Source organism: Pseudarthrobacter sp. MDT1-40-2 (assembly GCF_059383595.1).
Genome location: NZ_JBWZCL010000010.1, coordinates 1 through 23,371, shown reverse-complemented (window position 1 = coordinate 23,371; position 23,371 = coordinate 1). Strand labels below are relative to the sequence as shown.

Here is a 23,371-nt window from a genome sequence, read left to right as displayed (position 1 = left end):
GTTGACTAAACGGCACAGGGCCCCGGAGCCGGCGGCACTTACGGTCGTTCCGGCGTCGGAAGTTCCTGGGTGGACAGGTGCACTGCCGCCTCCAGAAGTGCGGGATGCTGCCAGTCCAGCCAGTTGATCCGTGGATCGGCGCGGAACCACGTCAGCTGCCGCCTGGCGAACTGCCTCGTTGCCACGATAGTTTCCTCCGCGGCTGCCGCCACGTCAGACTCCCGGTCCAGGACACGCAGGAACTGGGCATACCCCAGCGCGCGTGCTGCGGTTCGGCCACGGCGCAGACCGGCCGCATCGAGGCGCCGGACTTCTTCGAGGAGTCCGGCTTCCACCATGCGATGCACCCGGTCCGCCAACCGTTGCCTGAGTTGCCCCCGGTCTACTTCCAGGCCGATCTGGACCGCCGGACGGAAATACTCACGGGTGGGCATGAAGGAGCTGAACGGCCGACCCGTCAGTTCGTGGACTTCCAGTGCCCGCACAATCCTCCGTTCATCACCCAAACGTGCGGCGGACACCGGATCGATCGTGCGAAGGCGCTCCAGCAGGGTGGCAACGCCGTGGGCGGCCAGGTCCGATTCGATCCTGCCCCTGACGGCCGGGTCGGTTCCAGGAAATTCCAACGTATCAAGTGCCGCGCGGACGTAGAGACCCGAACCGCCCACGAGGATGGCGCGCTTGCCGCGACGGTTGATGTCCTCCACGCAAGTTCTTGCCAGCTGCTGGAAATCTGCGACGCTGGCTTCCTCGGTAACGTCCAGAATGTCCAGCAGGTGGTGCGGAACGCCGCGGCGTTCGGCAGGTGGAATTTTGGCGGTTCCGATGTCCATCCCGCGGTAAAACTGCATGGCGTCGGCATTGATCACCTCACCACCCAGTGCCAGGGCAAGCCCTACGGCCAGGTCTGATTTTCCTGAACCGGTAGGGCCGACGACGGCGATCACCGGCGGATGGGGAACGTTTCCGTCAACTGCCACCCGGGTCAGCCCAAGCGGGGAGGCAGGGTGGGCATCCCCAGGGAAACACCCGCTGTACCGCGCGCCTTGTTTGCTGCGCTGGTGTCCGCGGCCGGCACACCGCATGAGTCTGCCTGGGAACGGTCCCACGCGTCGCCGGCACGCGAGCGGCGCAGGCTGTAGTCCGCAAGGTCCGGATCAGCCACCAGGTGGAAGGCTGCCGCTTGTGTGACGGTGACGGTCACGAGGTCTCCAGGGCGTGGGGCTTCAGCGCCTTCCGGCACCGAGAAATGCACCAGCCGCTGGTCCTGGGCGCGGCCGGAAAGCCGGTGAGTCTCTTCCGACTTCCGGCCTGACTGGGCGGTGACCATGACCTCTACCCGTCGGCCGAGCTGCCTGGCGTTTTCCTCGGCAGCAATCCGGTCCTGCAGTGCCGTGAGGCGTTCAAAACGCTCCTGCACCACGGCCTTGGGCAGCTGCTCCGCCAACTCGGCTGCCGGAGTGCCAGGCCGTTTGGAGTACTGGAAAGTGAAGGCGGTGGCGAACCTGGACCGTGCCACCACGTCCAGGGTGGCTTGGAAGTCCTCTTCAGTCTCGCCAGGGAAGCCGACAATGATGTCCGTGGAAATAGCCGCATGGGGAATGCGCTCGCGGACCTTGTCCAGAATTCCCAGGAACTTGGTGGAACGGTAGGAACGCTTCATTGCCTTAAGAATGGAATCGGACCCCGACTGCAACGGCATGTGCAGCTGCGGCATCACGTTGGGCGTCTCGGCCATGGCGTCGATGACGTCGTCCGTAAAAGCTGCGGGGTGCGGGCTGGTGAACCGGACACGCTCCAGGCCACGGATTTCCCCACAGGCGCGCAGCAGCTTGGAGAAAGCCTGCCGGTCGCCGAACTCCACTCCATAGGAGTTGACGTTCTGGCCCAGGAGGGTTACCTCGATGGCGCCGTCATCCACCAAGGCCTGGACTTCAGCGAGGATATCGCCAGGCCGCCTGTCCTTCTCCTTGCCCCGAAGCGCCGGAACAATGCAGAAGGTGCAGGTGTTGTTGCAGCCGACGGAGATGGAAACCCAGCCCGAATACACCGAGTCCCGCTTGGTGGGCAGCGTGGAAGGAAAGACGTCCAGGGATTCCAGGATCTCCAACTGCGCTTCGTTGTTGTGCCGGGCGCGTTCCAGCAATGCGGGCAACGCGCCGACATTGTGGGTTCCGAACACCGCATCCACCCAGGGCGCCTTGCGAAGGATGGTGTCCCGGTCCTTCTGCGCGAGGCAGCCGCCGACAGCGATCTGCATGCCGGGGTTGGCTGCCTTGATCGGGGCAAGCATGCCCAGGTTGCCATAGAGCTTGTTGTCAGCGTTCTCCCGGACGGCACAAGTGTTAAACACCACGACATCAGCGTGGGCACCTTCTGCGGGCACAAGTCCGGCGCCCTCCAGAAGCCCGGCCATGCGCTCGGAATCATGGACGTTCATCTGGCAGCCGAAGGTCCGCACCTGGTAGGTACGCGGCGGGACAGCTCCGGTTTTTTCCTCCCCGAACTCAGGGGAAGATGGGCTGGCTGCGGGGGAAGGAATGGTCAAACTCACCCATTAAGGGTAACGGCTCGCCGCCTTGGGCGCGTCCGATCAGCCCGCGCCGGATCCACGGTCAGTCACCGGGCAACAAATCGGCGACATCGAATTCTTCGCCCACGATCCTGAAGGCCAAAGAAGGCTGATAGCCCTTACGGGCAAGCATTCCCGCCAGCCGGCGGGTGACCTTTCCGCGTTCAGCCGGGTCCGTGGGCAGCGGTTTCCCGCGAAGCTTCCTGCGGACAAGCTCCCGTGCTGCGGATTCCTCGTCCGCATCGGAAAGCTGCGCCAGCGCTGACTCCGCCTGCTCAGGGGTAATGCCCTTTTCCGACAGCTCACGCCGCAGCGCACCCTTGGCCAGCTTCCGGCTCGAGGCACGGTTCCGGACCCACGCCTCAGCGAACTCTGCATCATCCACCAACCGGACTTCTTCGAAGCGGTCCAGGACAGCTTCCGCGACGTCCTCGGGGATCCCGCGTTCCGCCAGTTTGCGGGCAAGTTGCAGCCTGCTCTTGGCGGAAACAGTCAGTTGCCGCAGCACAATGTTCCGCGCCATGGCGGCCGGATCTGCGTCCGGGTCGAGTTCCGGTGCAGGCCCGGAACCCGCCCCCCGCGGCCGTGATCCCGCCAAGCCTGCCATCCTAGAACCCGTCGACGGCCTTCAGCTTGGGGGTGTCTGCCTTTTCAGCTGCCGCGGCGGTCGCGCCCACTCCAAGTTTTTCCTTGATCAGGCGTTCCAGCTCAGCGGACAATTCCGGGTTGTCCCGCAGGAAACGCCTCGAGTTCTCCATGCCTTGGCCCAACTGGTCACCGTCATAGGTGAACCACGATCCGGACTTCTTGATGATGCCGTGCTCCACGCCCATGTCGATGATGCCGCCCTCGCGCGAGATACCCTGACCATAGATGATGTCGAATTCCGCAACCTTGAAGGGCGGGGCCATCTTGTTCTTCACAATCTTGGCCTTGGTACGGTTGCCCACCGAATCCGAACCTTCCTTGAGCGTCTGGATACGGCGAACGTCAATTCGGATGGATGCATAGAACTTCAGCGCTTTACCGCCGGTGGTGGTCTCCGGTGAGCCGAAGAACACACCGATCTTCTCGCGCAGCTGGTTGATGAAGATGGCCGTGGTCTTGGTCTGGCTGAGCCGGCCGGTGATCTTACGCAGTGCCTGGCTCATAAGCCGTGCCTGGAGGCCAACATGGCTGTCACCCATGTCGCCTTCGATTTCGGCGCGGGGCACCAGCGCAGCTACGGAGTCGATAACAATGACGTCAAGGGACCCGGAGCCAATCAGCATGTCCATGATTTCCAGGGCCTGCTCGCCGGTGTCCGGCTGCGAAACCAGCAGCGCATCCGTGTCCACGCCGAGCTTCGCGGCGTATTCAGGATCCAGGGCGTGCTCGGCATCAATAAAGGCCGCAATGCCGCCCTGCCGCTGCGCGTTGGCTACGGCGTGAAGCGCCACGGTGGTCTTACCGGAAGATTCAGGACCGTAAATCTCTACCACGCGGCCGCGGGGCAAACCACCAATTCCCAGCGCAACATCCAGCGCGATGGAACCGGTAGGAATGATTTCGATCGGGGCACGGACTTCATCACCCAGGCGCATCACCGACCCCTTGCCGAACTGCTTGTCGATCTGGGCCAATGCTGCTTCCAGCGCTTTTTCACGATCCGGGGCTGCCGCCATGGTTCACACCTCTAATTTTCTCGCTGTGGAGCGGCCTCAGCGGCCGACTGTCTGGTCATCTCTGACGCTAACGGCACCCTCTGACATTCACCCGGGATGACTTTGCGTATGTGGATAAGTCTTGGGAAAATCATAACTTTATCCGAACAGGTATTCGAACACTTTGCAGGCGTGTCGGTCCGTCAATCAGTTGAGGGGCTTGATGTCGCGGCCCAGCCGCCGTTCAGGAGGAACGTCCTGGAGGTCGCAGACGGCAAGCCACACGTCCCGGGGGTTGGCTCCGGCGGCAAGCGCCTCTTGCGCCGTCCGCCCCGCCACCCGGGCCCCTCCCGCCAAAACCAGGGACGAACCCAGCACGCGGGAATACCCGGCACCGAATTCGTCGTCCATCAGGCGCCAAAAGTCACTGATCCTCACACAACGAGTCTCTCACGGGCCCCGGCCACGCCGGGCTGCCGCCGGGCCCGATCTAGAATAGTTGCCATGAGCAACCGCGACCCGCATGACGAGGCATTGAACTCGGTCGAACACCAGCTGAGCCTGTTCTTTCGGCGGGCCCGGTCGGTCTCCGCGCAGCTTTCCCGCCAGGTGCATCCGGATATGGAACCGGCCGCCTACGGCCTGCTGAGCGTGCTACGGCGTGAAGGACCCATCCGGCTTACCGAACTGGCATCATGCCTGGGCGTGGGCAAGCCGTCCGTGAGCCGTCAGGTGGCCTTCCTGGAAAACATTGGGCTGGTGTACAAAGAAGCGGATCCGCTGGACGGCAGGGCCTCCTCCATCAGGCTTACCGCCGAAGGTGAGGCCAAAATCAGCGAGGTCCAGGATGCCCGCCGCCAGGCCTTCCGCGAGCGGCTCAATGAATGGCCGGACGAGGAACTGGAAACTCTTGCCGGCTTCCTCGCCCGCATCAATGAGATCTAGCTGAGAAGACAATCCAGGTGTCCACGCAAAGGAAGGGCCCCCGCGCGCTGGTTCCAGCAGGCGGAGGCCCTTCCCTTGAGATTTACAGGGCTGTCCCGGTTTAGCGGGCTCCGGAAAGCAGACCCTTGGAGAGTTCGTCGTTCAGGTCCGTACCAAGGTCGCGGCCGTAGCGCTGCGCAAATTCCTGGGGAACGGTGTCAGGCACTGCGACACCTTCAGCGACGGCTACCCGGTCGCTGACCTCGCGGAGCATGCTGGACAATGGCACGTCCAGTGCGGTGCAGATCGATGACAGCAGTTCGGAAGATGCTTCTTTTTGTCCACGCTCTACTTCGCTCAGGTAACCGAGCGAGACCCGGGCGCTGTGGGAAACTTCGCGGAGCGTGCGCCCCTGACGCTGGCGGACGTCGCGCAGGACATCACCGATTTCATGACGAAGTACAACCATTTTGCGCTCCTTCTGATCGCTCTTGCCCTGATTGGCGATGCCCACATCCTTCCAGCGGACAACGCCGTTTACGGATACGGGCTGCTTTACCATCTGTATCGCCTTGCTCCCTCTTCGATCCGGCACCGCTGGGGTAAACCGGTTGTTTTATCATCCTAGGCGCCCCGGTTGATCAGGGACGACACAAAGTAACAACTATTGGCCGCCAAATTTTGTTCCCGACAGCTTTACCTCTGGTAAAGAACGGACCGGATTTCTGCCAGGAGCCGCTCCATCGCAGCCTCACAGGCCTGCGAACGGATGACGGGCCTGCTGCCGCTGAAGGCGTATTCAAACGCTCTTGCACCCGTCGCACCAGCCACGCCGATGAATACGGTTCCGACAGCTTTTCCATCATGCGGCTCAGGACCGGCAACGCCGGTGGTGGAAATTCCTATGTCCGCGCCGCACGTGTTCCGCGCACCGGCAGCCATGGCAGCGGCTACGTCGCCGTCGACTGATCCGGCACGGGCAAGCAGCTCCTCCGGAACATCAAGCACCCCGGCTTTAACGGAGTTCCGGTAGGCCACCACGCCACCCTGAAGCATCCCGGACGCTCCAGGAATGTCGGCGATTGAGGCCGAGACGAGTCCCGCCGTAAGTGACTCTGCGGTGCCAACCGTCAGCCCGGCGTCGAGCGCGGCCTGAACCACCTGCGCTGAGAGTTCGTGCAGCTTGCTCATGGCGCCTTGGCGCCCTTGGCTGCCCGCCCGGAACTACGGAGCTTCACAGCCTCCACCACATAATCGACGCCGGTCCAGACGGTGATGGCCACTGCGGCCAGCATCACGGCCAGGGCCACTGCGCCCAACCAGGGGACAGAGACAGTAAACGGAAAGAGGTAGAGCAGGATGGCCGCGGTCTGCACAACGGTCTTGAGCTTGCCACCCTTGGATGCAGGAATGACTCCGTACCGGATCACAAAGAAGCGCAGCGCCGTGATGCCCCATTCGCGGACAAGGATCACAAGGGTGATCCACCACGGCAGCTCACCCAATACCGACAGCATGACCAGGGCCGAGCCGGTCAGCAGCTTGTCCGCAATGGGGTCTGCGATTTTTCCGAAGTCGGTAACCAGCCCCCTGCTGCGGGCGATGTCGCCGTCGAGCTTGTCAGTGTAGATCGCGACGGCGAAGCAGGCGAAGGCAGCCCACCGCCACAGTCCGGAGGTACTTTCCAGTCCGGGCGCGTCAAGGACCAGGAACCACACGAAGAACGGGACCAGGACGATGCGGAGCATGGTCAGGACATTGGGGAGGTTCCAGATGCCGGAGGCGTTGGAGCTGGAAGCGGTCACGTCGGGGCTAGTCACCTACCTAGGCTATCGTCTTCACCTGCCACGCTAGCGCCCGGTGAGGGACCAGGCATCCTCGGAGCCGTCATCATCATCGCCAGGCGTGCCGTCTGCGCCATCGTAATACTCAACGCCCTGGGCGCGCCGGTCAAGATCGGCGGCCACCAGGTCCTCCGCGTACCCGCCCTGCGGAATGTTGGCATTGGCGTTGTCGCTCAGTGCCGCCGTTTGCGAATCGGCAACGGCAGGACCTTCCTGGCCCTTCATGGCTGCCAGCACGGCAGCGAGGTCATCAGGCTTCACCAGCACGTCCCGCGCCTTGGAGCCTTCAGACGGACCCACCACTCCCCTGGACTCAAGAAGGTCCATGAGCCGGCCCGCCTTGGCAAAACCGACCCGGAGCTTGCGCTGCAGCATGGAGGTGGACCCGAACTGCGTGGTAACCACAAGTTCTGTGGCCTGCAACAGGACTTCGAGATCGTCCCCGATGTCGTCGTCGATCTGCTTCTTAGTGGCCTCGACTGCAACGTCCTCTCGGTAGACCGCCTGCAGCTGGCCCTTAACGTGCTCCACAACCTTGTGAATTTCCGATTCAGTGACCCAGGCACCCTGGACACGCATCGCCTTGTTGGCACCCATGGGCAGGAAAAGGGCGTCACCCTGGCCGATCAGCTTTTCGGCTCCCGGCTGGTCCAGGACGACGCGGGAATCGGTGACGGACGAGGTTGCGAAGGCCATACGGGACGGAACGTTGGCCTTGATCAGGCCTGTGACGACGTCAACCGAAGGGCGCTGGGTGGCCAGCACCAAGTGAATGCCGGCGGCACGAGCGAGCTGGGTGATGCGGACAATGGAGTCCTCGACGTCCCGCGGCGCCACCATCATGAGGTCGGCGAGCTCGTCCACAATCACCAGCAGGTACGGGTAGGGCTTGATAACCCTTTTGGAATCCGGCGGCGGAACAACCTTGCCGGCCCGGACGGCCTTGTTGAAATCATCAATGTGCTTGTAGCCGTAGTTGGCGAGGTCGTCATAGCGGGCATCCATCTCGCGCACCACCCACTGCAGAGCCTCGGCGGCCTTCTTGGGATTGGTGATGATGGGCGTGATCAGGTGAGGGACGCCCTCGTAGGCGGTCAGCTCTACTCGTTTCGGGTCCACCATGACCATCCGGACCTCGTCAGGGGTGGCCCGCATCAGGATGGAGGTGATCATGGAGTTCACGAACGAGGATTTACCGGCACCGGTGGCTCCGGCCACCAGCAGGTGAGGCATCTTGGCGAGGTTGGCAACTACGTACCCGCCCTCAACGTCTTTGCCTACCCCCATGACCATGGGGTGGTCCGTGCGGCGGGCGTTCTGGCTCCGCAGCACATCTCCCAGGGAGACCGTCTCACGGTCCGTGTTGGGGATCTCGATACCAATGGCGGATTTTCCGGGAATGGGGCTCAGGATACGGACGTCGCTGGAGGCAACGGCGTAGGAAATGTTCTTGGACAGCGCCGTAACCCGTTCCACCTTGGTGCCGGAGGAAAGCTCGATCTCGTAGCGCGTCACGGTTGGTCCCCGGCTGAACCCCGTCACTGCGGCGTCCACGTTGAACTGCTGCAGGGTATCGGTCAGGGCGGCGACGACGGCGTCATTGGCTTCCGTGCGTTCCTTCGGGATGGATCCAGGAGTGAGGAAGTCCGAGGGTGGAAGCGTGTACGTCACATCACCAGCCAGGGACAGCTGTTCGGTCCGCTGCGGGATGGGTGTGGGCAACGGGGCCGGCACCACCGGTTTGGCGGGAACGTAGGGCGCCGCGGCGGGTGCCGCAGGAGCGCTCATGCCAGGAGTGACCAGCGGAATCGCCTCGGTGGCGCCTTCAGGGGCCTTGCCCAGGCCCTGGGCCGCCTTGATCTTCTCGACGGCGATCTCCGCCTGGGTAGGCCGGCGAACGCCCGGTGCGGGACTGCCGCTGCCCGTTTCGGCGGCATCGTCGTCAATGACGGCGTGCTCGAAGGCTTCATCGCCTACATAACCTTCGAGGCCCGGATCGCTGTCCTGGTCCTTGCCGAAGAGGCGGCGGCGCTTCTTTTTCGGGACCGGGGCGGCCCCGTTGCCCTCAAAGAGATAGCTGCGGTCATGGGAGCTGCCGGCCTCAACGGGTTCCTGGAGATCCAGCCCAACGAGGTGCTCATACCCCTGCCGGAGCCGCCGCGGGATAGCAGTAAACGGAGTGGCGGTGACGATCAAAACCGACACAAAGGCCAGCAGCGAGTACAGCGCGATGGGCACTGCGGGATGAATGGCGGCAAGCGGCGCAGCAGCCAGCAGGCCGAGCATGCCTCCGGCTTGCCGAAGGCCGACGAACCCTTCGGCAACTGTGGGCTGCCCGCCGAGGGCGTGACCGAGCGCGGATCCGGACCAGGCCATGATCAGAAAGCCGATGCCGACGCGGTTGTTGCCCCGGCTGTCGGCAGGCTGGCGGAAGAGGCGCAAGGCACAGATGCCCAGCATCAAGGGCAGCAGGAGTGATACCCAACCGAATGTTCCGTTGACCACGCTGTAGACGGCGTCGGGGAACCACCCCGTGAAGCCCCACCAGGCGAACGTGGCGATAAAAACGGCCAGCACGAGGTTGAACAGCGCGGCGCCATCCCGGCGGTCCTCGGGATCCAGGCCGCTGACATCGTGGCCAATGCGTCGTACACCACCGCCGACCAGATGTCCCAGCCCCTGCCACGCGCCACCGATGACCCGGCCGAGCCACGGCTGGCGGTGTTCGACGGCGGGAAGCGGGCGGGTGCGGGCAGAACCTGACCCCGCCTTGGATGTCCGGGACGCGGCGGCTGCGGATTCCCGGGCAGAACCACCGGCTTTACTGGTGGATCTGCCTTTGGGCGCGGAAGTAGTGCGTGTGGCCATACCGCCACGCTACCTCAGCCGAGCCGTAATTCCGCGGATTTCCGGGCCGGGGGCAGCTGTGTTCAGCACCCGCGGCGGCCGGGAAACCTACGGTGAGGCAGTGCCTAAGCCTCGAGCACCACAGGGATGATCATGGGTTTGCGGCGCAGCTTGCGGTTGACCCAGGTACCTACGACGCGGCGGACAACCTGCTGCAGCTGGTGACTTGTGTGGTCCGCGTGATTCAGCACGGCTTCTTCCAGCGCAGCGTTGATCTTGGGGATGATCTCGTCAAAGACTGCATCATCCTCTGCCACGCCACGGGCGTGGATTTCGGGGCCGGAGACCACCTTGCCGGTGGTGCGGTTGACCACCGTGATGATCGAGATGAAGCCCTCATCGCCGAGGATGCGGCGGTCTTTCAGGTCAGCGTCCGTGATCTCGCCAACGCTGGAACCGTCCACGTAGACGAATCCGACTTCCACCTGGCCGACGATGTCCGCACGGTGGTTCTTGAGGTCAACCACGGTGCCGTTGTCCGCGAGGATCACGCTGGCTTCCGGCACGCCTGATTCGATCGCGATCTTGCCGTTGGCGATCAGGTGGCGGGTTTCGCCGTGAACCGGCATGGCGTTGAGCGGCTCAAGGATGTTGTAGCAGTACAGCAGTTCACCGGCGGCAGCGTGGCCGGAAACGTGCACCTTGGCGTTGCCCTTGTGAATGACGTCCGCGCCGAGCTTCAGCAGCCCGTTGATGATCCTGAAGACAGCGTTCTCGTTGCCGGGAATCAGGCTGGAGGCCAGGATGACGGTGTCACCTTCGCCGACCACCACGCGGTGATCGCCGTTGGCCATCCGGGACAGTGCCGCCATGGGCTCGCCCTGGGAACCGGTGGACATCAGCACTACGCGGTTGTCCGCGAGCTGATCAATGTTCTTCAGGTCAACCAGCAGGCCGTCCGGCACGTCCAGGTAGCCCAGCTTGGCGGCGATGGCCATGTTTCGCACCATGGAGCGGCCCACGAAGGCCACCTTGCGGTTGTGCTTGGCTGCGGCATCCAGCACCTGCTGGACACGGTGGACGTGGGAGGAAAAGGAAGCGACGATGATCCGCTTGCTTGCCTGGCCGAAGAGCCGCTCCAGAGTGGGACCGATCTCCTTTTCAGCGGTGGTGAACCCGGGTACGTCGGCGTTGGTGGAGTCGGACATGAAGAGGTCGACACCTTCTTCGCCCAAGCGCGAGAAGTGCCGAAGGTCGGTAATGCGTCCGTCCAGGGGCAACTGGTCCATCTTGAAGTCACCGGTGTGCAGCACAGTGCCGCCGGCGGTGCGGATGAACACCGCGAGGGCATCCGGGATCGAGTGGTTGACGGCCACGAATTCGCACTCAAAGGGGCCGAATGACTCCACCTGGCCCTCGGCGACGGTAAGGGTGTACGGGCGGATCCGGTGTTCCTGGAGCTTGGCTTCAATCAACGCCAGCGTCAGTTGCGAGCCGATCAGCGGAATGTCGTTCCGGAGCCGAAGCAGGTACGGCACGGCACCGATGTGGTCTTCGTGGCCGTGCGTCAGGACGACGGCGACGATGTCCTGCACGCGGTCTTCGATGTAGGAGAAGTCCGGCAGGATCAAGTCAACGCCGGGCTGGGTCTCCTCGGGAAACAAAACACCGCAGTCCACGATGAGCAGTTTTCCGGCGATCTCGAAGACGGCCATGTTGCGGCCGATCTCACCGAGGCCGCCAAGGGGCACGATCCGCAGGGTGTCCGGCGCGAGCCGGGGCGGAGTGGTGAGGCCGGGAAGGGCGGTTTGGGTCATAATGCACTACTTTCCAGGCGGAAGGGTGCCGGGATCACCTTCAGGAGAACACCAGCCCTGCTTCTGCCAAATCCTCGCGGATGATTTCGATCTCGGTTTCGTCCGGCTCCACGAGGGGCAAACGGACAATCGAGTTGGGCAGGACTTCCTGCCATTTAAGAATCTGTTTTGCCGCAACGGCACCCTGCACGCGTGTCATGGTGGCCCGGATCAACGGCTGCAGCTCGAAGTTGATCTTTCGGGCTGTGGCAAGATCATTAGCGTTGATGGCGTCTACGAGCTCGCGGAACCGGCGGGTCGCAATGTGGGTAGTAACGCCCACCAGGCCTACCGCGCCCAACGCCATCCACGGGAGGGTGAGGCCGTCATCGCCCGAGTAGAAGTCGAGGTCTGTTTCAGCCATGACCTGAGCGGCGGCCGCAAAATCGGCTTTGGCGTCCTTGACGGCGACGATATTCGGGTGGGCTGCCAGCCGGATAAGGGTCTCAGGGTCAATCGGAACAGCCGAACGTCCGGGAATGTCATAAAGCATTACGGGAATCTCCGCCGCAGTAGCAATGGCCTCGAAGTGCGCGCGGATTCCAGACTGGCTGGGCTTGTTGTAATAGGGCGTCACCAGCAGGAGGCCGTCGACACCAAGCGCCGCGGCCTGCCGGGACAGGTGCACTGAGTGGGCGGTGTCGTTGGTGCCAGTGCCGGCAATGATGGCAGCCCGCCCGCCCACTGCCTCCTTAACGGCGCGGAACATACCCAGGTTTTCCTCGTCAGTGAGGGTGGACGTTTCGCCGGTGGTCCCCGTGACCACCAGGCCGTCACAACCGTCGTCCACTAGCTTGCTGGCCAGTTCCGCTGCCTGCTTGTAGTCCACGGCGCCGTCCTTGGTGAAGGGCGTGACCATCGCAGTCAGGAGCGTACCAAGAGCAGGAATGTGCGCGGAAGTTTCAGGCATGGAAAAAACGTTACCTTGTCAGTGGCTGGTTACAACAATGCCCCATGCGTGATCATCGTCAAACGGGGACCGGCAAGGCCCCTCCGGCAGCCGTGGTAGGCACCGGTCCTGGTACTGGACGGCGAAAGACGCTCAGGTGTCGGTCACCGTTGGATCCTGGGCAATCGAACCGCGGTTTTCCCGACGACCCGGCCCGCAATCCATGCCCGGGGAACCTGCACCAGGCGCGCAGTACCTTTCCACCGCGGCTTCCCTCAGCCCCTCAGCCCAGGACGCCAGCCGCTGCGCCGCCCTGACGTAGTGGAACAACTCGACGGGCGTGAGGGCCTCAAGATCAGTTTCCGCGAGCCGCCGTGCAAGCTCGGCCCCGGCCGGTTGGGACGAAAGGGTGATGCCCTCCCGATGCCACTGGAGGTCTTCCGCAGATTCTCCGCTGACGAGCTGGCGAAAAAGATAATCGACCACGCCCGGACTCATGGCCTTCATAACGCCCGACGGCGGCCCGGTTTCCGGTGCCTGGCTGCCGCGAGGGGATCCGTTATTCGATGCCTGATGCACTGGGTGCTGGGCTGAAGGCCGGTGGGCTGTACCGGGTAGCCTGCGCGATGGAGTCTGCATGCCCGCCATACTATTCGAACATATATTCGAATACAAGATGCGCCCACAGCTGCGGCGTAGGCGGATATGAGAGTATCGGCGCATGAGCGTCCACTCCCGGTCCACCACCGCCAGCAGCCTGGGCCTCACGCCCAGGCTGACCGGCGTGGACGCAGCACGAGGACTGGCATTGCTCGGCATGATGGCCACACACCTGATGCCCACTTTCGAGCCAAACGCCGAGCTCACCCCCACCTGGGTGGGCCTCGCGTTCTCCGGGCGTGCCTCCGCGTTATTTGCCGTGCTTGCCGGCGTTGGCCTGGCCCTCGCCACGGGCAAGGGTGTCCCGTTGACCGGGCATCCCCTGAACCTGGCCCGGCGCGGCATAGCCATGCGGGCACTGGTGATCGCCGTCGTAGGCTTCACACTGGGCGGGCTGGACGTGAACGTGGCGATCATCCTGGTCGACTACGCCCTGCTGTTCCTCTGCGTGCTGCCGTTCCTGGGGTTGGCGTTGAAGCATCTCCTGGCCTGGGCAGGCGGCTGGATCCTGCTCTCACCGGTGATGGCCTATGTGCTGCGCCCCTGGTTCCTCGCGGGGGAAGCGCCGCTGCACCTGGGACATAATCCGTCCTGGGAAGACCTCTCCACAGCGGGGCCGCTGCTGGGTGATCTCTTCCTGACCGGCTACTACCCTGTCTTCCAATGGCTCGCCTACCTGCTGGTGGGCCTGGCTGTCGGCCGGCTTCCGCTTGACCGGCCACGAATTGCCGGGATCCTGCTCCTCACGGGGACAGCCGTGGCGGTCGCCACGAAGGCCCTGGGAAACGCGCTCATGGAGGACTGGGGTGGCCGGCAGTCCCTGGAAGCCGTCATCGGGGACCGCCGCTGGCCGCTGGAGAACCTTCTCCAGGTCAACCTGACAGGCATTGAACAGACCGATTCCTGGTGGTGGCTTGCCACCGCGGCACCTCATTCCGGGACCACCCTGGACCTGCTGCATTCCTCCTCAGCGGCGGCTGCCGCGCTGGGCGCCTGCCTGCTGCTGGGCTCGCTGGGAACCTGGCTGAACCTTGACATCCTGCTGCCACTGCGGGGAGCGGGAGCAATGACCTTGACGCTGTATACGCTTCACGTCTGGACACTCGCTGCCCTGTACGTTGACGGCCTCCCGGAAGGCTGGACCGACGAAGGCATGTACGCAGCGCAGGCCCTTACGGCTGTGGTTTTGGGGACGGTGTTCGCGGTCCTGCATTGGCGGGGTCCGTTGGAGCAATTGGCACACGCAGCCCACCGGCTGGGCGCGCGGCCACTGACGCCCGTCCGTTAGTTACCCGGAGTGCCAACGTCGGCGCTGGACTTTCAGCTGGCGGCACCGGAACCGGCGCGGAACAGGCGCACGGCATCGCGCATTGAGGAGCGCGCCCGTTTCCGGTCTCCTGCGGCGTCGTAAGCACAGCTAAGCCGGAACCAGGAACGCCAGTCTTCAGGGGCCGCTTCAGCCTCAAGGCGGTACTTCTCAAATTCCTGGTCTGCAGCGGAGCGGACGATACGCCCGGCCGGGGTGCGTGGAAGCTCATCAACGGGCAAACCGCCCTCGGCTTCCAGGATCCGGGCCAGTTGCTCCGTCCTGGCGCCGAACAGCAGTTCACGGATCATGGCCCACGCGCCGATCATAGGCAGCACCAGGTAGGCCGCGCCGAAGGCCTTCGCGATGGGATCCGGATCCGTCATCAGGAGCAGGGCACGTTGGAAAGTGACAACCAGGTAGAAAACGAGCAGGAGCGTAACAGCCCCCACCCAGATCTTGGTGCGGTTGCTGCCTTGGAAAGCCTTCACGGCCATGCTCAGATTCCCAGGTCCAGGTAGCCGTCAAGGCCTACCGTCAGCCCGGGATGACGGGCGATATTCCGGACGCCCAGCAGGACGCCGGGCATAAAGGATGCACGATCGAAGGAGTCATGGCGAATGGTCAGTTGCTCGCCCGCGCCACCCAGGAGGACTTCCTGGTGCGCTACCAGGCCGCGGAGGCGGACGCTGTGGACGCGGATGCCGTCCACCTCGCAGCCCCGGGCACCTTCCAGCTGCGTCTCAGTGGCATCGGGGCTTGCCGGAACGCCAGCTTCGGCGCGCGCCGCAGCAATCAGCTGGGCCGTCCGCACTGCGGTGCCGGACGGCGCGTCAATCTTGTTGGGGTGGTGGAGCTCCACCAGTTCGACGGATTCGAAGTACCTGGACGCGGTGGCCGCAAACGCGGAGGCAAGCACGGAGCCCAGGGCGAAGTTCGGAGCAATCAGCACACCGGTTGCGGGGTTGGCTGCCAACAGTTCCTCCAGCCGCGCCAGCCGGTCAGCATCCCACCCGGTGGTTCCCACCACGGCGTGGATGCCGTGTTCAACAGCGAAGCGGACGTTCTCCTCGGTGCTGCCGGGGACGGTCAGATCCACCACAACATGTGCGCCGGAACGAGCCAGTGTATCCAGGGAATCGTTGCGGCCCAAAGCTGCTACAAGTTTGAGGTCCGGGGCGGCTTCGACGGCTTTGACGGCCTCGGCGCCCATGCGGCCGCCTGCGCCCAGCACGGCGACGTGGAGAAGTTCGGTCATGGCCTTAACCCTACAGTCGCCGAACACCCGGCTTTACAGCGCTGAAGCACCGGCCGGGCTACTCGCCGGCGCCCACCCACTCCACCGTGCCGTCTGTGAAGAACTGTTGCTTCCAGATCGGCACCTGCTCCTTGATCCGGTCCACCAGCTCGGAACACAACGCGAAAGCCTGGCCACGGTGCGCGGCTGCAACAGCGCAAACCAGTGCCGGATCGCCAATCTCCAGCGGACCTATCCGGTGTGCAGCCCAGATCCGGACCGGCGCTTCCGAGGTGTTCTCCTCTTTGCCGTGGTCAGCCAGCAGTCCGGCGACCACGTCCGCCAGCACCTGTTCGGCGCTGGGATGAGCGGTGTAGCTCAGAGCCCGAACTGCCTTCCCGCCGTCGTGATTGCGCACCACACCACTGAAACTGACCACCGCGCCTGCGGTATCAGACTCGACAGCGGCTATGGCCTGGTCCACCGAAATCGGGCGGTCACTCAGGACAGCGGCGACGACGTCGAACTTTGCCTCAGTGCCCATTGCCGCCAGCCAACTGTTCACAGACGTGCCCGATGACCGGATCGAGGACAGCGAGGCCATCCATCACCCCTTGCGGGGAGCCAGGAAGGTTCACGATAAACGTGGTGCCCGCGGCACCGGCATGGCCTCGGCTCAGCGTGGCCAGCGGGGTTTTGGCGGTGCCTGCGCGGCGCACGGCTTCCATAATGCCTGGGACTTCGCGGTCCAGCAGGGCCAGGGTGACCTCGGGCGTGCGGTCGTCGGGGCTGAGCCCGGTACCACCGCTGGTGATGATGACTGCCGGATCCAGCATCAGGAGTGCACGGATCGCGGCGCCGACTGCGTCGCCGTCGGGCACCACCACCGCCGGCAGCGTTTCGAAACCGTGCTCGGTAAGCCAGTCTGCAATCACCGGACCGGTTTCGTCCTTGTAGACGCCCGCAGCGGCCCTGGTGGAGGCGATAACGACGCCGGCCTTGCCGCCCACGGGACCGTGCTGGTGCACGGGCGCGTTCGAACCATTTCCTGTCGATGTGCTCATAGTGACCAATCCCCGCTCTTGCCGCCGCTCTTGGCAAGCACGCGGATGTCCGTCAGGACTGCGTGCTTGTCCACTGCCTTGATCATGTCGTACACGCTCAGTGCCGCCACGCTCGCGGCGGTCAGCGCTTCCATCTCGACGCCGGTGACTCCCCTGGTCCTGACCGTGGCCAGGACCTCAACACTGTCCTCGCGCAACTCGAAATCGACGGTGATTTTGGAGAGCGGGAGCGGATGGCAGAGCGGAATGAGTTCAGGCGTTTTCTTGGCCGCCAGGATACCGGCGATTCTGGCCACGGACAGGGCGTCCCCCTTGGGAAGCCCGCCGCTGCCCAGCAGTCCCAGCACTTCAGCGGTGCTGCGGACTGTAGCGGTCGCCGTGGCCTCGCGGGTGGTTTCCGGTTTGCCTGAGACATCCACCATGTGCGCGGTACCGTCCTGGCGCAGGTGGGTAAGACCGGACGGCCGGTTGTCTGTGTTTTGCCCGTTGGCGTTTGATGCTTGAGTCACAACATCCATACTTCCACTTCTTCGCCCGCGGCGAGTGATGACGTACCCGCGGGAACATGAACCAGGGCGTTTGACACTGCCAGTGCATGCACGAGGTGGGACCCCTCGCCGCCTTCGAGGCTTACGGTTCCGTCTGGAGCGAGGGTGCCGCGGCGGACCTGGTGCTTTCCTTCAGGGGAGGTGAGGCCGGTTGCCAGCCTCGCCCGGGTCACCGGCCGGGGTTTCGGCGTGCCAAACAACTCCGACAGGACCGGCCTCAGGAACATCTCAAAGGACACCAGCGAACTCACCGGGTTTCCGGGGAAGCCAAAGAACGGCACGCCGTTCACGGTACCGATTCCCTGCGGACCGCCCGGCTGCATGCTGACGTGGCCGAAACTGACAGGCTGCCCTGCCAGTGCCTGCCGGACCACTTCGTAGGCGCCCTTGCTTACTCCGCCGGAAGTGACGATCAGGTCCACGCTGCCAAGGTGTTCGAGCAGGAGCGCTTCCAGCCTGCCTGGCTGGTCCGGAACGATGGCCGGATGGATGACCCGCAATCCGGCCTGCCGCATGGCAGAGCCCAGGAGGGTGGCGTTTGCGTCGTAAATCCGGCCGGGGGCAAGATTCCGGCCCGGTTCCACCACTTCATCACCCGTGGTGATCAAGAGGACGGTCAGCACCTGGTGGACGGGAACCGTGCTGATGCCGAGGGCGGCCAGCAGCCCCAGCGGGCCGGGGCCAAGGTACGTTCCCGCCCCCAGGGCAAGCTGTCCGGCTTTAATGTCACTGCCTGCCGGCCTGACGAACATGCCCGCTCCGGTTTTTGGCAAGTGGACCGTGGCGTGGGAGTCCGGGTCCGGGAACGCGTCCGGTTCTGCCCGTTCAATGGGGACGACGGCGTCCGCGCCGTCCGGAAGCATGGCTCCTGTCATAATCGGTGCGGCCGAGCCAGGCTCCAGTGGTGCCGGAGCCGTCCCCGCCGGGATGGCGACGCCCACCCTGAACCGGGTGCCGCCGTCGTGGGTTTCCTTGCTGGCCACGGCGAACCCGTCCATTTGGGAATTGGCGAAAGGCGGAAGGTCCACCGGCGCCACGACGTCCGCTGCCAGGCCCCTGCCCAAGGCGTCGGCCAGCGGAACCTGTTCGATGTGGCGCCGTGCCAGGAGCGGAGCGAGCAATTCCCTGGCCTGGTCCCGGTGCCGGGCTGGAGTGGAACCCGAATGGTGGTGGTGAGAAGGGCTGTGCATGCGGGCCTTCCTGGGAACGGGGCTGTGCTTGGTGACGCGGCTGAAGCGTGCCGTAGTCGCTCAGCACCACTGTAATGGCGGACTGCATTATGGACGGGGGATGATGCATCTGACCAACGTGGCGTAGCCTGAATTTATGACTGTTCAGTTGGGCATGCCGCAACCACGGGAAGGTGATCCGGCGTCGTCGCATCCCGAAACACCAGGAGTCCCGCCGCGCCGCCCGACGGACGCGCCCGCAGGGCTGGCAGACCGCTACGGCCGCCGCGCCACGGACATGCGATTGTCCCTGACTGACAAATGCAACCTGCGCTGCACCTATTGCATGCCGGCCGAGGGTCTGAAATGGCTCGCCAAGCAGGCTGTCATGACTGCATCGGAAATTGAGCGGATTGTCCGGGTCGGCGTCGATGTCCTTGGTGTCCGTGAACTGCGGCTGACCGGCGGGGAACCATTGGTGCGTGCTGACCTGGTGGAAATCATCGCCGGAATTCGGCGCAACCACCCGGAGCTGCCGATTTCCTTGACTACCAACGGTGTGGGGTTGGACCGCAAAGCGGCAGCGCTCAAATCTGCCGGCCTCACGCGCATTAACGTTTCGATTGATTCCCTCCATGAGGAAACCTTCACTAAACTGACCAGGCGGCCGTTCCTGGACCGGGTTCTGGCCGGGGTTGACGCCGCCCGCGATGCCGGGCTGGGTCCCGTCAAAATCAACGCCGTCCTCATGCGCGGCATCAACGACCTCGAAGCGCCTGACCTGCTGGCCTGGGCGCTTGACCGTGGCTACGAACTCCGGTTCATCGAACAGATGCCGTTGGACGCCGACCACGGCTGGACCCGACGCGACATGGTCACGGCCGCGGAGATCCGTTCGCTGCTCTCCCGGGACTTCGTGCTGGGCCCCGATCCACGGGCCCGCGATGGTGCCCCTGCGGAACGGTTTGTAGTCCGACGGCGCGGCGAAGCGGCTCCGGCTCCTGCTGCTGCTCCTGCGGGTGACGCCACTGGTCCCGTTCTGGGTACCGTGGGCATCATCGCTTCAGTGACGGAACCGTTTTGTTCCGACTGCCGCCGGACCCGCATCACCGCCGAGGGAAAAATCATGAGCTGCCTGTTCTCCCGGGAGGAGTTCGACCTGCTGGGCCTGCTCCGCGAAGGCGCGGATGACGACGAACTCGCACGCCGCTGGCAGGACGCCATGTGGGTCAAGCCCAAGGCACACGGTATGGACCACGTTGGCCTGGGCGCGCCTGACTTCGTCCAGCCCGACCGCAGCATGAGCGCCATCGGAGGCTGAATTTCTTGAACGTACGTTACTTCGCTGCCGCGCGTGCCGCGGCGGGCGCTGATGAGGAACGCTTCGACCTGCCCGAGGGCACCACCCTGGAAGACCTGATTGCCGCGGTCGTTGCGGTGGAACGGGCTGAGCCGCCCGCGGGGACGCCGCCGCTCCCCCGCATCCTGTCCCGCAGTAGCTTCCTGCTCAACGGTGTGGCTGCCCGGAACCCGTCAGTAACAGTGGATCCGGGAGACACAGTTGACATCCTTCCGCCCTTCGCCGGCGGCTAATGCGGCCGGCAGCCGGTCCCCGTAGAACCAGCCTAGTAGAATTGGCTGCGGCCGTTCGGCCATAGGACGGTACTGCTCCACGAGGGCACTGCGCATCCGCACCCACCCCTTGATAGGACCGCACCCATGAGCTTGATCCGGCTGAACGACGTCAGCGTCCGCTTCGACAAGGTGCAGGTGCTCCGCGAGGCGTTCTTCCGGCTCGACGCCGGCGACCGGGTGGGCCTGATCGGCAAGAACGGCTCCGGCAAGTCCACCCTCCTTAAGATGGCCCTGGACCAGGTGGCTCCCGATTCCGGGACCGTCACGCTCGAACCGGGTACCAGAGTGGGCTATTTCTCCCAGTTCTCCGAACTCGACGGCAACGCCACCATTCTCGAGATATTGAACGGGCTGTTCGACGCCATCAAGGCCATTGAAGCGGAACTTGCGGAAATTGATGCCGCCATAGCAGCAGAACCGTCTGATCCAGAAGAACTCGACCGGCTGATCCATCGGCAGTCCGGATTGTTCGAAGGCATGGACCGCCTGGACGGCTGGGACTACCCCCGCACCATCGACAAGGTGCTGACCACCTTGGGCTTCGAGGAAGCCCACCGAAACTGCGCGATCGATGATCTGTCCGGCGGTTGGCGCAACCGGGCCGCCCTGGCCAAGATCCTGCTGGAGGCACCGGACGTGCTGCTCCTGGATGAGCCCACCAACTATTTGGACGTGGCCGGCGTCGAATGGCTCGAGGGCTGGTTTCGTTCCTTTAAGGGCGCGGCCATCATCGTCTCGCACGACCGTCAGTTCCTCGATGCTGTGGTGACCCGGATCGTGGAGGTCGAAAACTTCCACCTGCACGAGTACCCGGGAAACTTCGCGGAGTACGTGACCGCTAAGCAATTCCGGCTCAAGACCCTGGAAAGCCAGTTCATGCACGAGGCCGAGCTTCTGGCCTTCGAGGCCGAGGGCATCTCGGATCGGCGCGAAGGGGCGAAGGCGGCCGGCAAAGGCCTGGGAAACCAGTTGGCGAAAATTAAGAAATCCCGTGCGCCGCGGCCGGTGGACCACATCATCACCGAAATCTATGGCGGCCTGCACGTCAAGGACGTTCTGTGCCGGGTGGAATCACTGGGCAAGTCCTACGGAGACCGGGCCTTGTTCAGCGGCCTTAGCTTCGAGATCCGCCGCGGAAACCGGATCGTCATCCTCGGCTCCAACGGCAGTGGGAAGTCAACCCTGCTCCGTGCCCTGACCGGGGAGGAAGCCGCCGATACCGGCACCGTTGCCTGGGCCAAGGGCGCTGGAGTGGTGTCCTACAACCGGATCCTTGACGGGCTCGACGCCGATGACACCGTCTCCCATGCTGTCAACGCCATGCCGGACAGCCTGGCCCTACGGGCAACCAGGAAATCAGTGAACCGTTTCCTGGCGATGTTCCAGTTTTCCGAGGCCGATCTCAAACAGCGGATCGGCAACCTTTCGGGCGGACAGCGGGCCCGGGTTGCACTGGCTCAGTGCCTGCTCTCCGGCGCGTCAACCCTGATCCTGGACGAACCCACCAACCACCTGGATGTCTCCAGCACTCAGGTCATGGAACGCGCTCTGCTGCACTTCCCCGGGGCCGTGGTAGTGGTCAGCCATGATCGCTTCTTCACGGACAACATCGCCAACAAGAGGCTCGTCTTCGGCAGCGACGCCGGCAAACCCGCAGAAGTCCAGGTACGGGCCGCCTAGCGCAACGGCGGAAAAATCAGAGGCCGAACGTCTCGGTTTCCTCGAACGGACCAACAACAGTGACGGTGCGGGGAGCGGCAGCGAGTTCGCGTGCCAGCTCCTGGACCTGCTCTGCCGTGACCGCTTTGATCAAGCGCAGGGTCTCGTCGATGTCCTGGTATTCACCGGACACGAGCTCAGCCCTTCCCAGCCGCGACATGCGTGAACCCGTGTCCTCGAGGGCCAGGACGATGCCGCCACACAGCTGGCCCACGGCCTTGCGCAGTTCATCGTCGGAAATACCATCGGCGGCGAGCTTGTCGAGCTCGACCCCCAGCAGCTGCAGCACCTGCTGGACCTTGGACGGCGTGCAGCCCGCGTACATGCCGAAGTAGCCGGCGTCGGCGTAAGAGGACGCAAACGAGTACGTCGAATAAACCAGGCCGCGCTTCTCGCGCACTTCCTGGAACAGCCGGGAAGACATTCCGCCGCCCAGGACGGCGTTCAGGACGCTCATCACAAAACGCCGTTCGTCAGTGGCCACGATGGTGGGGCAGCCCATGATGATGTTGGCCTGCTCCACGGCACGCTTGACTACCTTCAGTCCGGCTGTTCCGGTGATGGCAGCCGGTGCGGTGGAGCGCCGCGGAACCGGTTTTGCGTCCGGGGTGAGCGACCAGCCGGCCGCTTCGAGGGCGTCGGTGACAAGCCTGCAGACGACGTCGTGATCCAGTCCGCCGGCTGCCGTCACGACCAGCTCCTCCGGACGGTAGTAGCGGCGGTAATGTTCCCAGACAGAGTCCCTGGCAACAGCCTTGATCGCAGCGGGAGTGCCTCCGATGGGACGCCCCAGCGGATGCGCTCCCAGCACGTCAGCGACGAAGTGTTCGTGCGCAACGTCCGTAGGGTCATCGCTGTCCATGGCGATCTCTTCCAGGATGACGTCGCGCTCCTGCTCCATCTCCACCGGATCCAGGACGGCGCCGGTGATCATGTCGGAGATGACGTCAATGGCCATGGGCAGGTCCGAATCCAGGACCCGGGCAAAGTAACAGGTGCTTTCCTTGGCGGTGGCCGCATTCGATTCACCCCCGACTTCGTCGAAGGCAGAAGCAATTTCCAGCGCGGTGCGCCGTTTGGTGCCCTTAAACAGCAGGTGTTCCAGGAAGTGGGTCGAGCCGTGCTGGCCATCCGCCTCATCACGGGAACCCACCCCTACCCAAAAGCCAATGGTGGCAGAACGCTGGCCGGGCATCGCCTCGGTCAGGACCCGGACGCCGCCGGGAAGGACCGAGCGCCGCACCTCAGCTCCGCCGTCGGATCCGTGCACCAGCGAGTCGATGGCGGCATTCTGCTCAAGGGGCAGGGGAACAACAGTCATGAAGGCCTTTCAGGTGCGGCAGCCGGATCTGGCTGCCATCGTAACAGCGGCGGGGGAGAGGGGGAAAAAAACAACCCCCCCCCCCCCCCCCGCTTCGTCTCCTCCCCCTCCACACCCCCCCCCTCCCCCACCCCCCC

24 protein-coding genes are annotated in these 23,371 nt (G+C 64.1%); 5 read left to right on the top strand and 19 right to left on the bottom strand.

Annotated features, from left to right (window positions below):
- Nucleotides 1–38: 38 nt before the first annotated feature.
- From miaA to AC50X5_RS16515, 5 genes are all read right to left on the bottom strand, one after another.
- Nucleotides 39–980 (bottom strand): tRNA (adenosine(37)-N6)-dimethylallyltransferase MiaA, encoded by a 942-nt coding sequence (miaA, locus tag AC50X5_RS16535; protein WP_494977164.1) that lies wholly within the window; start codon nucleotides 978–980, stop codon nucleotides 39–41.
- Between the two features lie 5 nt (nucleotides 981–985).
- On the bottom strand, nucleotides 986–2,554 hold the full coding sequence (gene miaB / locus AC50X5_RS16530) for a tRNA (N6-isopentenyl adenosine(37)-C2)-methylthiotransferase MiaB (protein ID WP_494977163.1): 1,569 nt from the start codon (nucleotides 2,552–2,554) through the stop codon (nucleotides 986–988).
- A 61-nt stretch (nucleotides 2,555–2,615) separates the two neighbouring features.
- Nucleotides 2,616–3,095, bottom strand: a complete 480-nt coding sequence (locus AC50X5_RS16525) for a regulatory protein RecX (RefSeq protein WP_494977177.1) — start codon at nucleotides 3,093–3,095, stop codon at nucleotides 2,616–2,618.
- 85 nt (nucleotides 3,096–3,180) lie between these two features.
- Nucleotides 3,181–4,236 carry a recombinase RecA gene (recA, locus tag AC50X5_RS16520; RefSeq protein ID WP_463937460.1) on the bottom strand — a complete coding sequence of 352 codons (1,056 nt, stop codon included), beginning with the start codon at nucleotides 4,234–4,236 and terminating at the stop codon, nucleotides 3,181–3,183.
- Nucleotides 4,237–4,422: 186 nt separating this feature from the next.
- Nucleotides 4,423–4,653 carry a DUF3046 domain-containing protein gene (locus AC50X5_RS16515; protein WP_494977162.1) on the bottom strand — a complete coding sequence of 77 codons (231 nt, stop codon included), beginning with the start codon at nucleotides 4,651–4,653 and terminating at the stop codon, nucleotides 4,423–4,425.
- 66 nt (nucleotides 4,654–4,719) lie between these two features.
- On the opposite strand from AC50X5_RS16515, the gene AC50X5_RS16510 reads away from it, so the two are divergent.
- Complete coding sequence (locus AC50X5_RS16510) at nucleotides 4,720–5,160, top strand: MarR family winged helix-turn-helix transcriptional regulator (protein WP_463937458.1); 441 nt, start codon at nucleotides 4,720–4,722, stop codon at nucleotides 5,158–5,160.
- Between the two features lie 100 nt (nucleotides 5,161–5,260).
- On the opposite strand, the gene AC50X5_RS16505 is transcribed toward AC50X5_RS16510, so the two are convergent.
- The 7 genes from AC50X5_RS16505 to AC50X5_RS16475 form a co-directional block, all read right to left on the bottom strand.
- A complete protein-coding gene (locus tag AC50X5_RS16505) occupies nucleotides 5,261–5,701 on the bottom strand; it encodes a helix-turn-helix domain-containing protein (protein WP_463937457.1) in 441 nt (146 codons plus the stop codon).
- 134 nt (nucleotides 5,702–5,835) lie between these two features.
- Nucleotides 5,836–6,330: a CinA family protein gene (locus AC50X5_RS16500; protein WP_494977161.1), complete on the bottom strand. Its 495-nt coding sequence runs from the start codon at nucleotides 6,328–6,330 to the stop codon at nucleotides 5,836–5,838.
- Nucleotides 6,327–6,959, bottom strand: coding sequence for a CDP-diacylglycerol--glycerol-3-phosphate 3-phosphatidyltransferase (pgsA, locus tag AC50X5_RS16495; RefSeq protein WP_494977160.1), 633 nt, complete (start codon nucleotides 6,957–6,959; stop codon nucleotides 6,327–6,329). Before pgsA ends, AC50X5_RS16500 begins: the two co-directional genes overlap by 4 nt.
- Before the next feature lie 30 nt (nucleotides 6,960–6,989).
- Nucleotides 6,990–9,851 (bottom strand): FtsK/SpoIIIE family DNA translocase, encoded by a 2,862-nt coding sequence (locus tag AC50X5_RS16490; protein WP_494977159.1) that lies wholly within the window; start codon nucleotides 9,849–9,851, stop codon nucleotides 6,990–6,992.
- 104 nt (nucleotides 9,852–9,955) lie between these two features.
- On the bottom strand, nucleotides 9,956–11,647 hold the full coding sequence (locus AC50X5_RS16485) for a ribonuclease J (protein ID WP_493986310.1): 1,692 nt from the start codon (nucleotides 11,645–11,647) through the stop codon (nucleotides 9,956–9,958).
- A 40-nt stretch (nucleotides 11,648–11,687) separates the two neighbouring features.
- Nucleotides 11,688–12,596 carry a 4-hydroxy-tetrahydrodipicolinate synthase gene (gene dapA / locus AC50X5_RS16480; protein ID WP_494977158.1) on the bottom strand — a complete coding sequence of 303 codons (909 nt, stop codon included), beginning with the start codon at nucleotides 12,594–12,596 and terminating at the stop codon, nucleotides 11,688–11,690.
- 132 nt (nucleotides 12,597–12,728) lie between these two features.
- Nucleotides 12,729–13,073, bottom strand: coding sequence for a hypothetical protein (locus AC50X5_RS16475; RefSeq protein WP_494977157.1), 345 nt, complete (start codon nucleotides 13,071–13,073; stop codon nucleotides 12,729–12,731).
- A 223-nt stretch (nucleotides 13,074–13,296) separates the two neighbouring features.
- On the opposite strand from AC50X5_RS16475, the gene AC50X5_RS16470 reads away from it, so the two are divergent.
- Entirely contained in the window at nucleotides 13,297–14,523 is a 1,227-nt protein-coding gene (locus AC50X5_RS16470) for a heparan-alpha-glucosaminide N-acetyltransferase domain-containing protein (RefSeq protein ID WP_494977156.1), read from the top strand.
- 32 nt (nucleotides 14,524–14,555) lie between these two features.
- On the opposite strand, the gene AC50X5_RS16465 is transcribed toward AC50X5_RS16470, so the two are convergent.
- The 6 genes from AC50X5_RS16465 to AC50X5_RS16440 all read right to left on the bottom strand — a co-directional run bounded on the left by AC50X5_RS16465 (nucleotide 14,556) and on the right by AC50X5_RS16440 (nucleotide 18,580).
- Nucleotides 14,556–15,038 (bottom strand): hypothetical protein, encoded by a 483-nt coding sequence (locus AC50X5_RS16465; protein WP_494977155.1) that lies wholly within the window; start codon nucleotides 15,036–15,038, stop codon nucleotides 14,556–14,558.
- 2 nt (nucleotides 15,039–15,040) lie between these two features.
- Nucleotides 15,041–15,799 carry a 4-hydroxy-tetrahydrodipicolinate reductase gene (dapB, locus tag AC50X5_RS16460; RefSeq protein WP_494977154.1) on the bottom strand — a complete coding sequence of 253 codons (759 nt, stop codon included), beginning with the start codon at nucleotides 15,797–15,799 and terminating at the stop codon, nucleotides 15,041–15,043.
- A gap of 58 nt (nucleotides 15,800–15,857) precedes the next feature.
- Nucleotides 15,858–16,322: a molybdenum cofactor biosynthesis protein MoaE gene (locus AC50X5_RS16455; RefSeq protein ID WP_494977153.1), complete on the bottom strand. Its 465-nt coding sequence runs from the start codon at nucleotides 16,320–16,322 to the stop codon at nucleotides 15,858–15,860.
- On the bottom strand, nucleotides 16,312–16,842 hold the full coding sequence (locus AC50X5_RS16450; protein WP_494977152.1) for a MogA/MoaB family molybdenum cofactor biosynthesis protein: 531 nt from the start codon (nucleotides 16,840–16,842) through the stop codon (nucleotides 16,312–16,314). The genes AC50X5_RS16455 and AC50X5_RS16450 overlap by 11 nt, the downstream gene beginning before the upstream one ends.
- On the bottom strand, nucleotides 16,839–17,264 hold the full coding sequence (gene moaC / locus AC50X5_RS16445) for a cyclic pyranopterin monophosphate synthase MoaC (protein WP_494977176.1): 426 nt from the start codon (nucleotides 17,262–17,264) through the stop codon (nucleotides 16,839–16,841). The genes AC50X5_RS16450 and moaC overlap by 4 nt, the downstream gene beginning before the upstream one ends.
- 83 nt (nucleotides 17,265–17,347) lie before the next feature.
- A complete protein-coding gene (locus AC50X5_RS16440) occupies nucleotides 17,348–18,580 on the bottom strand; it encodes a molybdopterin molybdotransferase MoeA (protein WP_494977151.1) in 1,233 nt (410 codons plus the stop codon).
- 136 nt (nucleotides 18,581–18,716) lie between these two features.
- Here AC50X5_RS16440 and moaA point away from each other — a divergent pair, with 136 nt between their 5' ends.
- The 3 genes from moaA (at nucleotide 18,717) to AC50X5_RS16425 (ending at nucleotide 21,874) form a co-directional block, all read left to right on the top strand.
- A complete protein-coding gene (gene moaA / locus AC50X5_RS16435; protein WP_494977150.1) occupies nucleotides 18,717–19,880 on the top strand; it encodes a GTP 3',8-cyclase MoaA in 1,164 nt (387 codons plus the stop codon).
- A gap of 5 nt (nucleotides 19,881–19,885) precedes the next feature.
- Nucleotides 19,886–20,152 (top strand): MoaD/ThiS family protein, encoded by a 267-nt coding sequence (locus AC50X5_RS16430; RefSeq protein WP_494977149.1) that lies wholly within the window; start codon nucleotides 19,886–19,888, stop codon nucleotides 20,150–20,152.
- Nucleotides 20,153–20,278: 126 nt separating this feature from the next.
- Nucleotides 20,279–21,874, top strand: coding sequence for an ABC-F family ATP-binding cassette domain-containing protein (locus AC50X5_RS16425; RefSeq protein WP_494977148.1), 1,596 nt, complete (start codon nucleotides 20,279–20,281; stop codon nucleotides 21,872–21,874).
- Nucleotides 21,875–21,890: 16 nt separating this feature from the next.
- Here AC50X5_RS16425 and AC50X5_RS16420 read toward each other — a convergent pair whose 3' ends face one another.
- Nucleotides 21,891–23,234 carry a M16 family metallopeptidase gene (locus AC50X5_RS16420; protein ID WP_494977147.1) on the bottom strand — a complete coding sequence of 448 codons (1,344 nt, stop codon included), beginning with the start codon at nucleotides 23,232–23,234 and terminating at the stop codon, nucleotides 21,891–21,893.
- Nucleotides 23,235–23,371: the final 137 nt, after the last annotated feature.

What these genes read in the sequence shown, in the direction of transcription:
- AC50X5_RS16505 (WP_463937457.1), bottom strand. Translation starts at nt 5,701, where the DNA reads ATGGTAAAGCAGCCCGTATCCGTAAACGGCGTTGTCCGCTGGAAGGAT.
- AC50X5_RS16475 (WP_494977157.1), bottom strand. Translation starts at nt 13,073, where the DNA reads ATGAGTCCGGGCGTGGTCGATTATCTTTTTCGCCAGCTCGTCAGCGGA.
- dapA (WP_494977158.1), bottom strand. Translation starts at nt 12,596, where the DNA reads ATGCCTGAAACTTCCGCGCACATTCCTGCTCTTGGTACGCTCCTGACT.
- AC50X5_RS16425 (WP_494977148.1), top strand. Translation starts at nt 20,279, where the DNA reads ATGAGCTTGATCCGGCTGAACGACGTCAGCGTCCGCTTCGACAAGGTG.
- AC50X5_RS16440 (WP_494977151.1), bottom strand. Translation starts at nt 18,580, where the DNA reads ATGCACAGCCCTTCTCACCACCACCATTCGGGTTCCACTCCAGCCCGG.
- AC50X5_RS16525 (WP_494977177.1), bottom strand. Translation starts at nt 3,095, where the DNA reads ATGGCGCGGAACATTGTGCTGCGGCAACTGACTGTTTCCGCCAAGAGC.
- AC50X5_RS16485 (WP_493986310.1), bottom strand. Translation starts at nt 11,647, where the DNA reads ATGACCCAAACCGCCCTTCCCGGCCTCACCACTCCGCCCCGGCTCGCG.
- moaC (WP_494977176.1), bottom strand. Translation starts at nt 17,264, where the DNA reads ATGGTGGATGTCTCAGGCAAACCGGAAACCACCCGCGAGGCCACGGCG.
- recA (WP_463937460.1), bottom strand. Translation starts at nt 4,236, where the DNA reads ATGGCGGCAGCCCCGGATCGTGAAAAAGCGCTGGAAGCAGCATTGGCC.
- dapB (WP_494977154.1), bottom strand. Translation starts at nt 15,799, where the DNA reads ATGACCGAACTTCTCCACGTCGCCGTGCTGGGCGCAGGCGGCCGCATG.
- moaA (WP_494977150.1), top strand. Translation starts at nt 18,717, where the DNA reads ATGACTGTTCAGTTGGGCATGCCGCAACCACGGGAAGGTGATCCGGCG.
- AC50X5_RS16455 (WP_494977153.1), bottom strand. Translation starts at nt 16,322, where the DNA reads ATGGGCACTGAGGCAAAGTTCGACGTCGTCGCCGCTGTCCTGAGTGAC.
- AC50X5_RS16470 (WP_494977156.1), top strand. Translation starts at nt 13,297, where the DNA reads ATGAGCGTCCACTCCCGGTCCACCACCGCCAGCAGCCTGGGCCTCACG.
- AC50X5_RS16420 (WP_494977147.1), bottom strand. Translation starts at nt 23,234, where the DNA reads ATGACTGTTGTTCCCCTGCCCCTTGAGCAGAATGCCGCCATCGACTCG.
- AC50X5_RS16465 (WP_494977155.1), bottom strand. Translation starts at nt 15,038, where the DNA reads ATGGCCGTGAAGGCTTTCCAAGGCAGCAACCGCACCAAGATCTGGGTG.
- AC50X5_RS16510 (WP_463937458.1), top strand. Translation starts at nt 4,720, where the DNA reads ATGAGCAACCGCGACCCGCATGACGAGGCATTGAACTCGGTCGAACAC.
- AC50X5_RS16450 (WP_494977152.1), bottom strand. Translation starts at nt 16,842, where the DNA reads ATGAGCACATCGACAGGAAATGGTTCGAACGCGCCCGTGCACCAGCAC.
- AC50X5_RS16490 (WP_494977159.1), bottom strand. Translation starts at nt 9,851, where the DNA reads ATGGCCACACGCACTACTTCCGCGCCCAAAGGCAGATCCACCAGTAAA.
- AC50X5_RS16500 (WP_494977161.1), bottom strand. Translation starts at nt 6,330, where the DNA reads ATGAGCAAGCTGCACGAACTCTCAGCGCAGGTGGTTCAGGCCGCGCTC.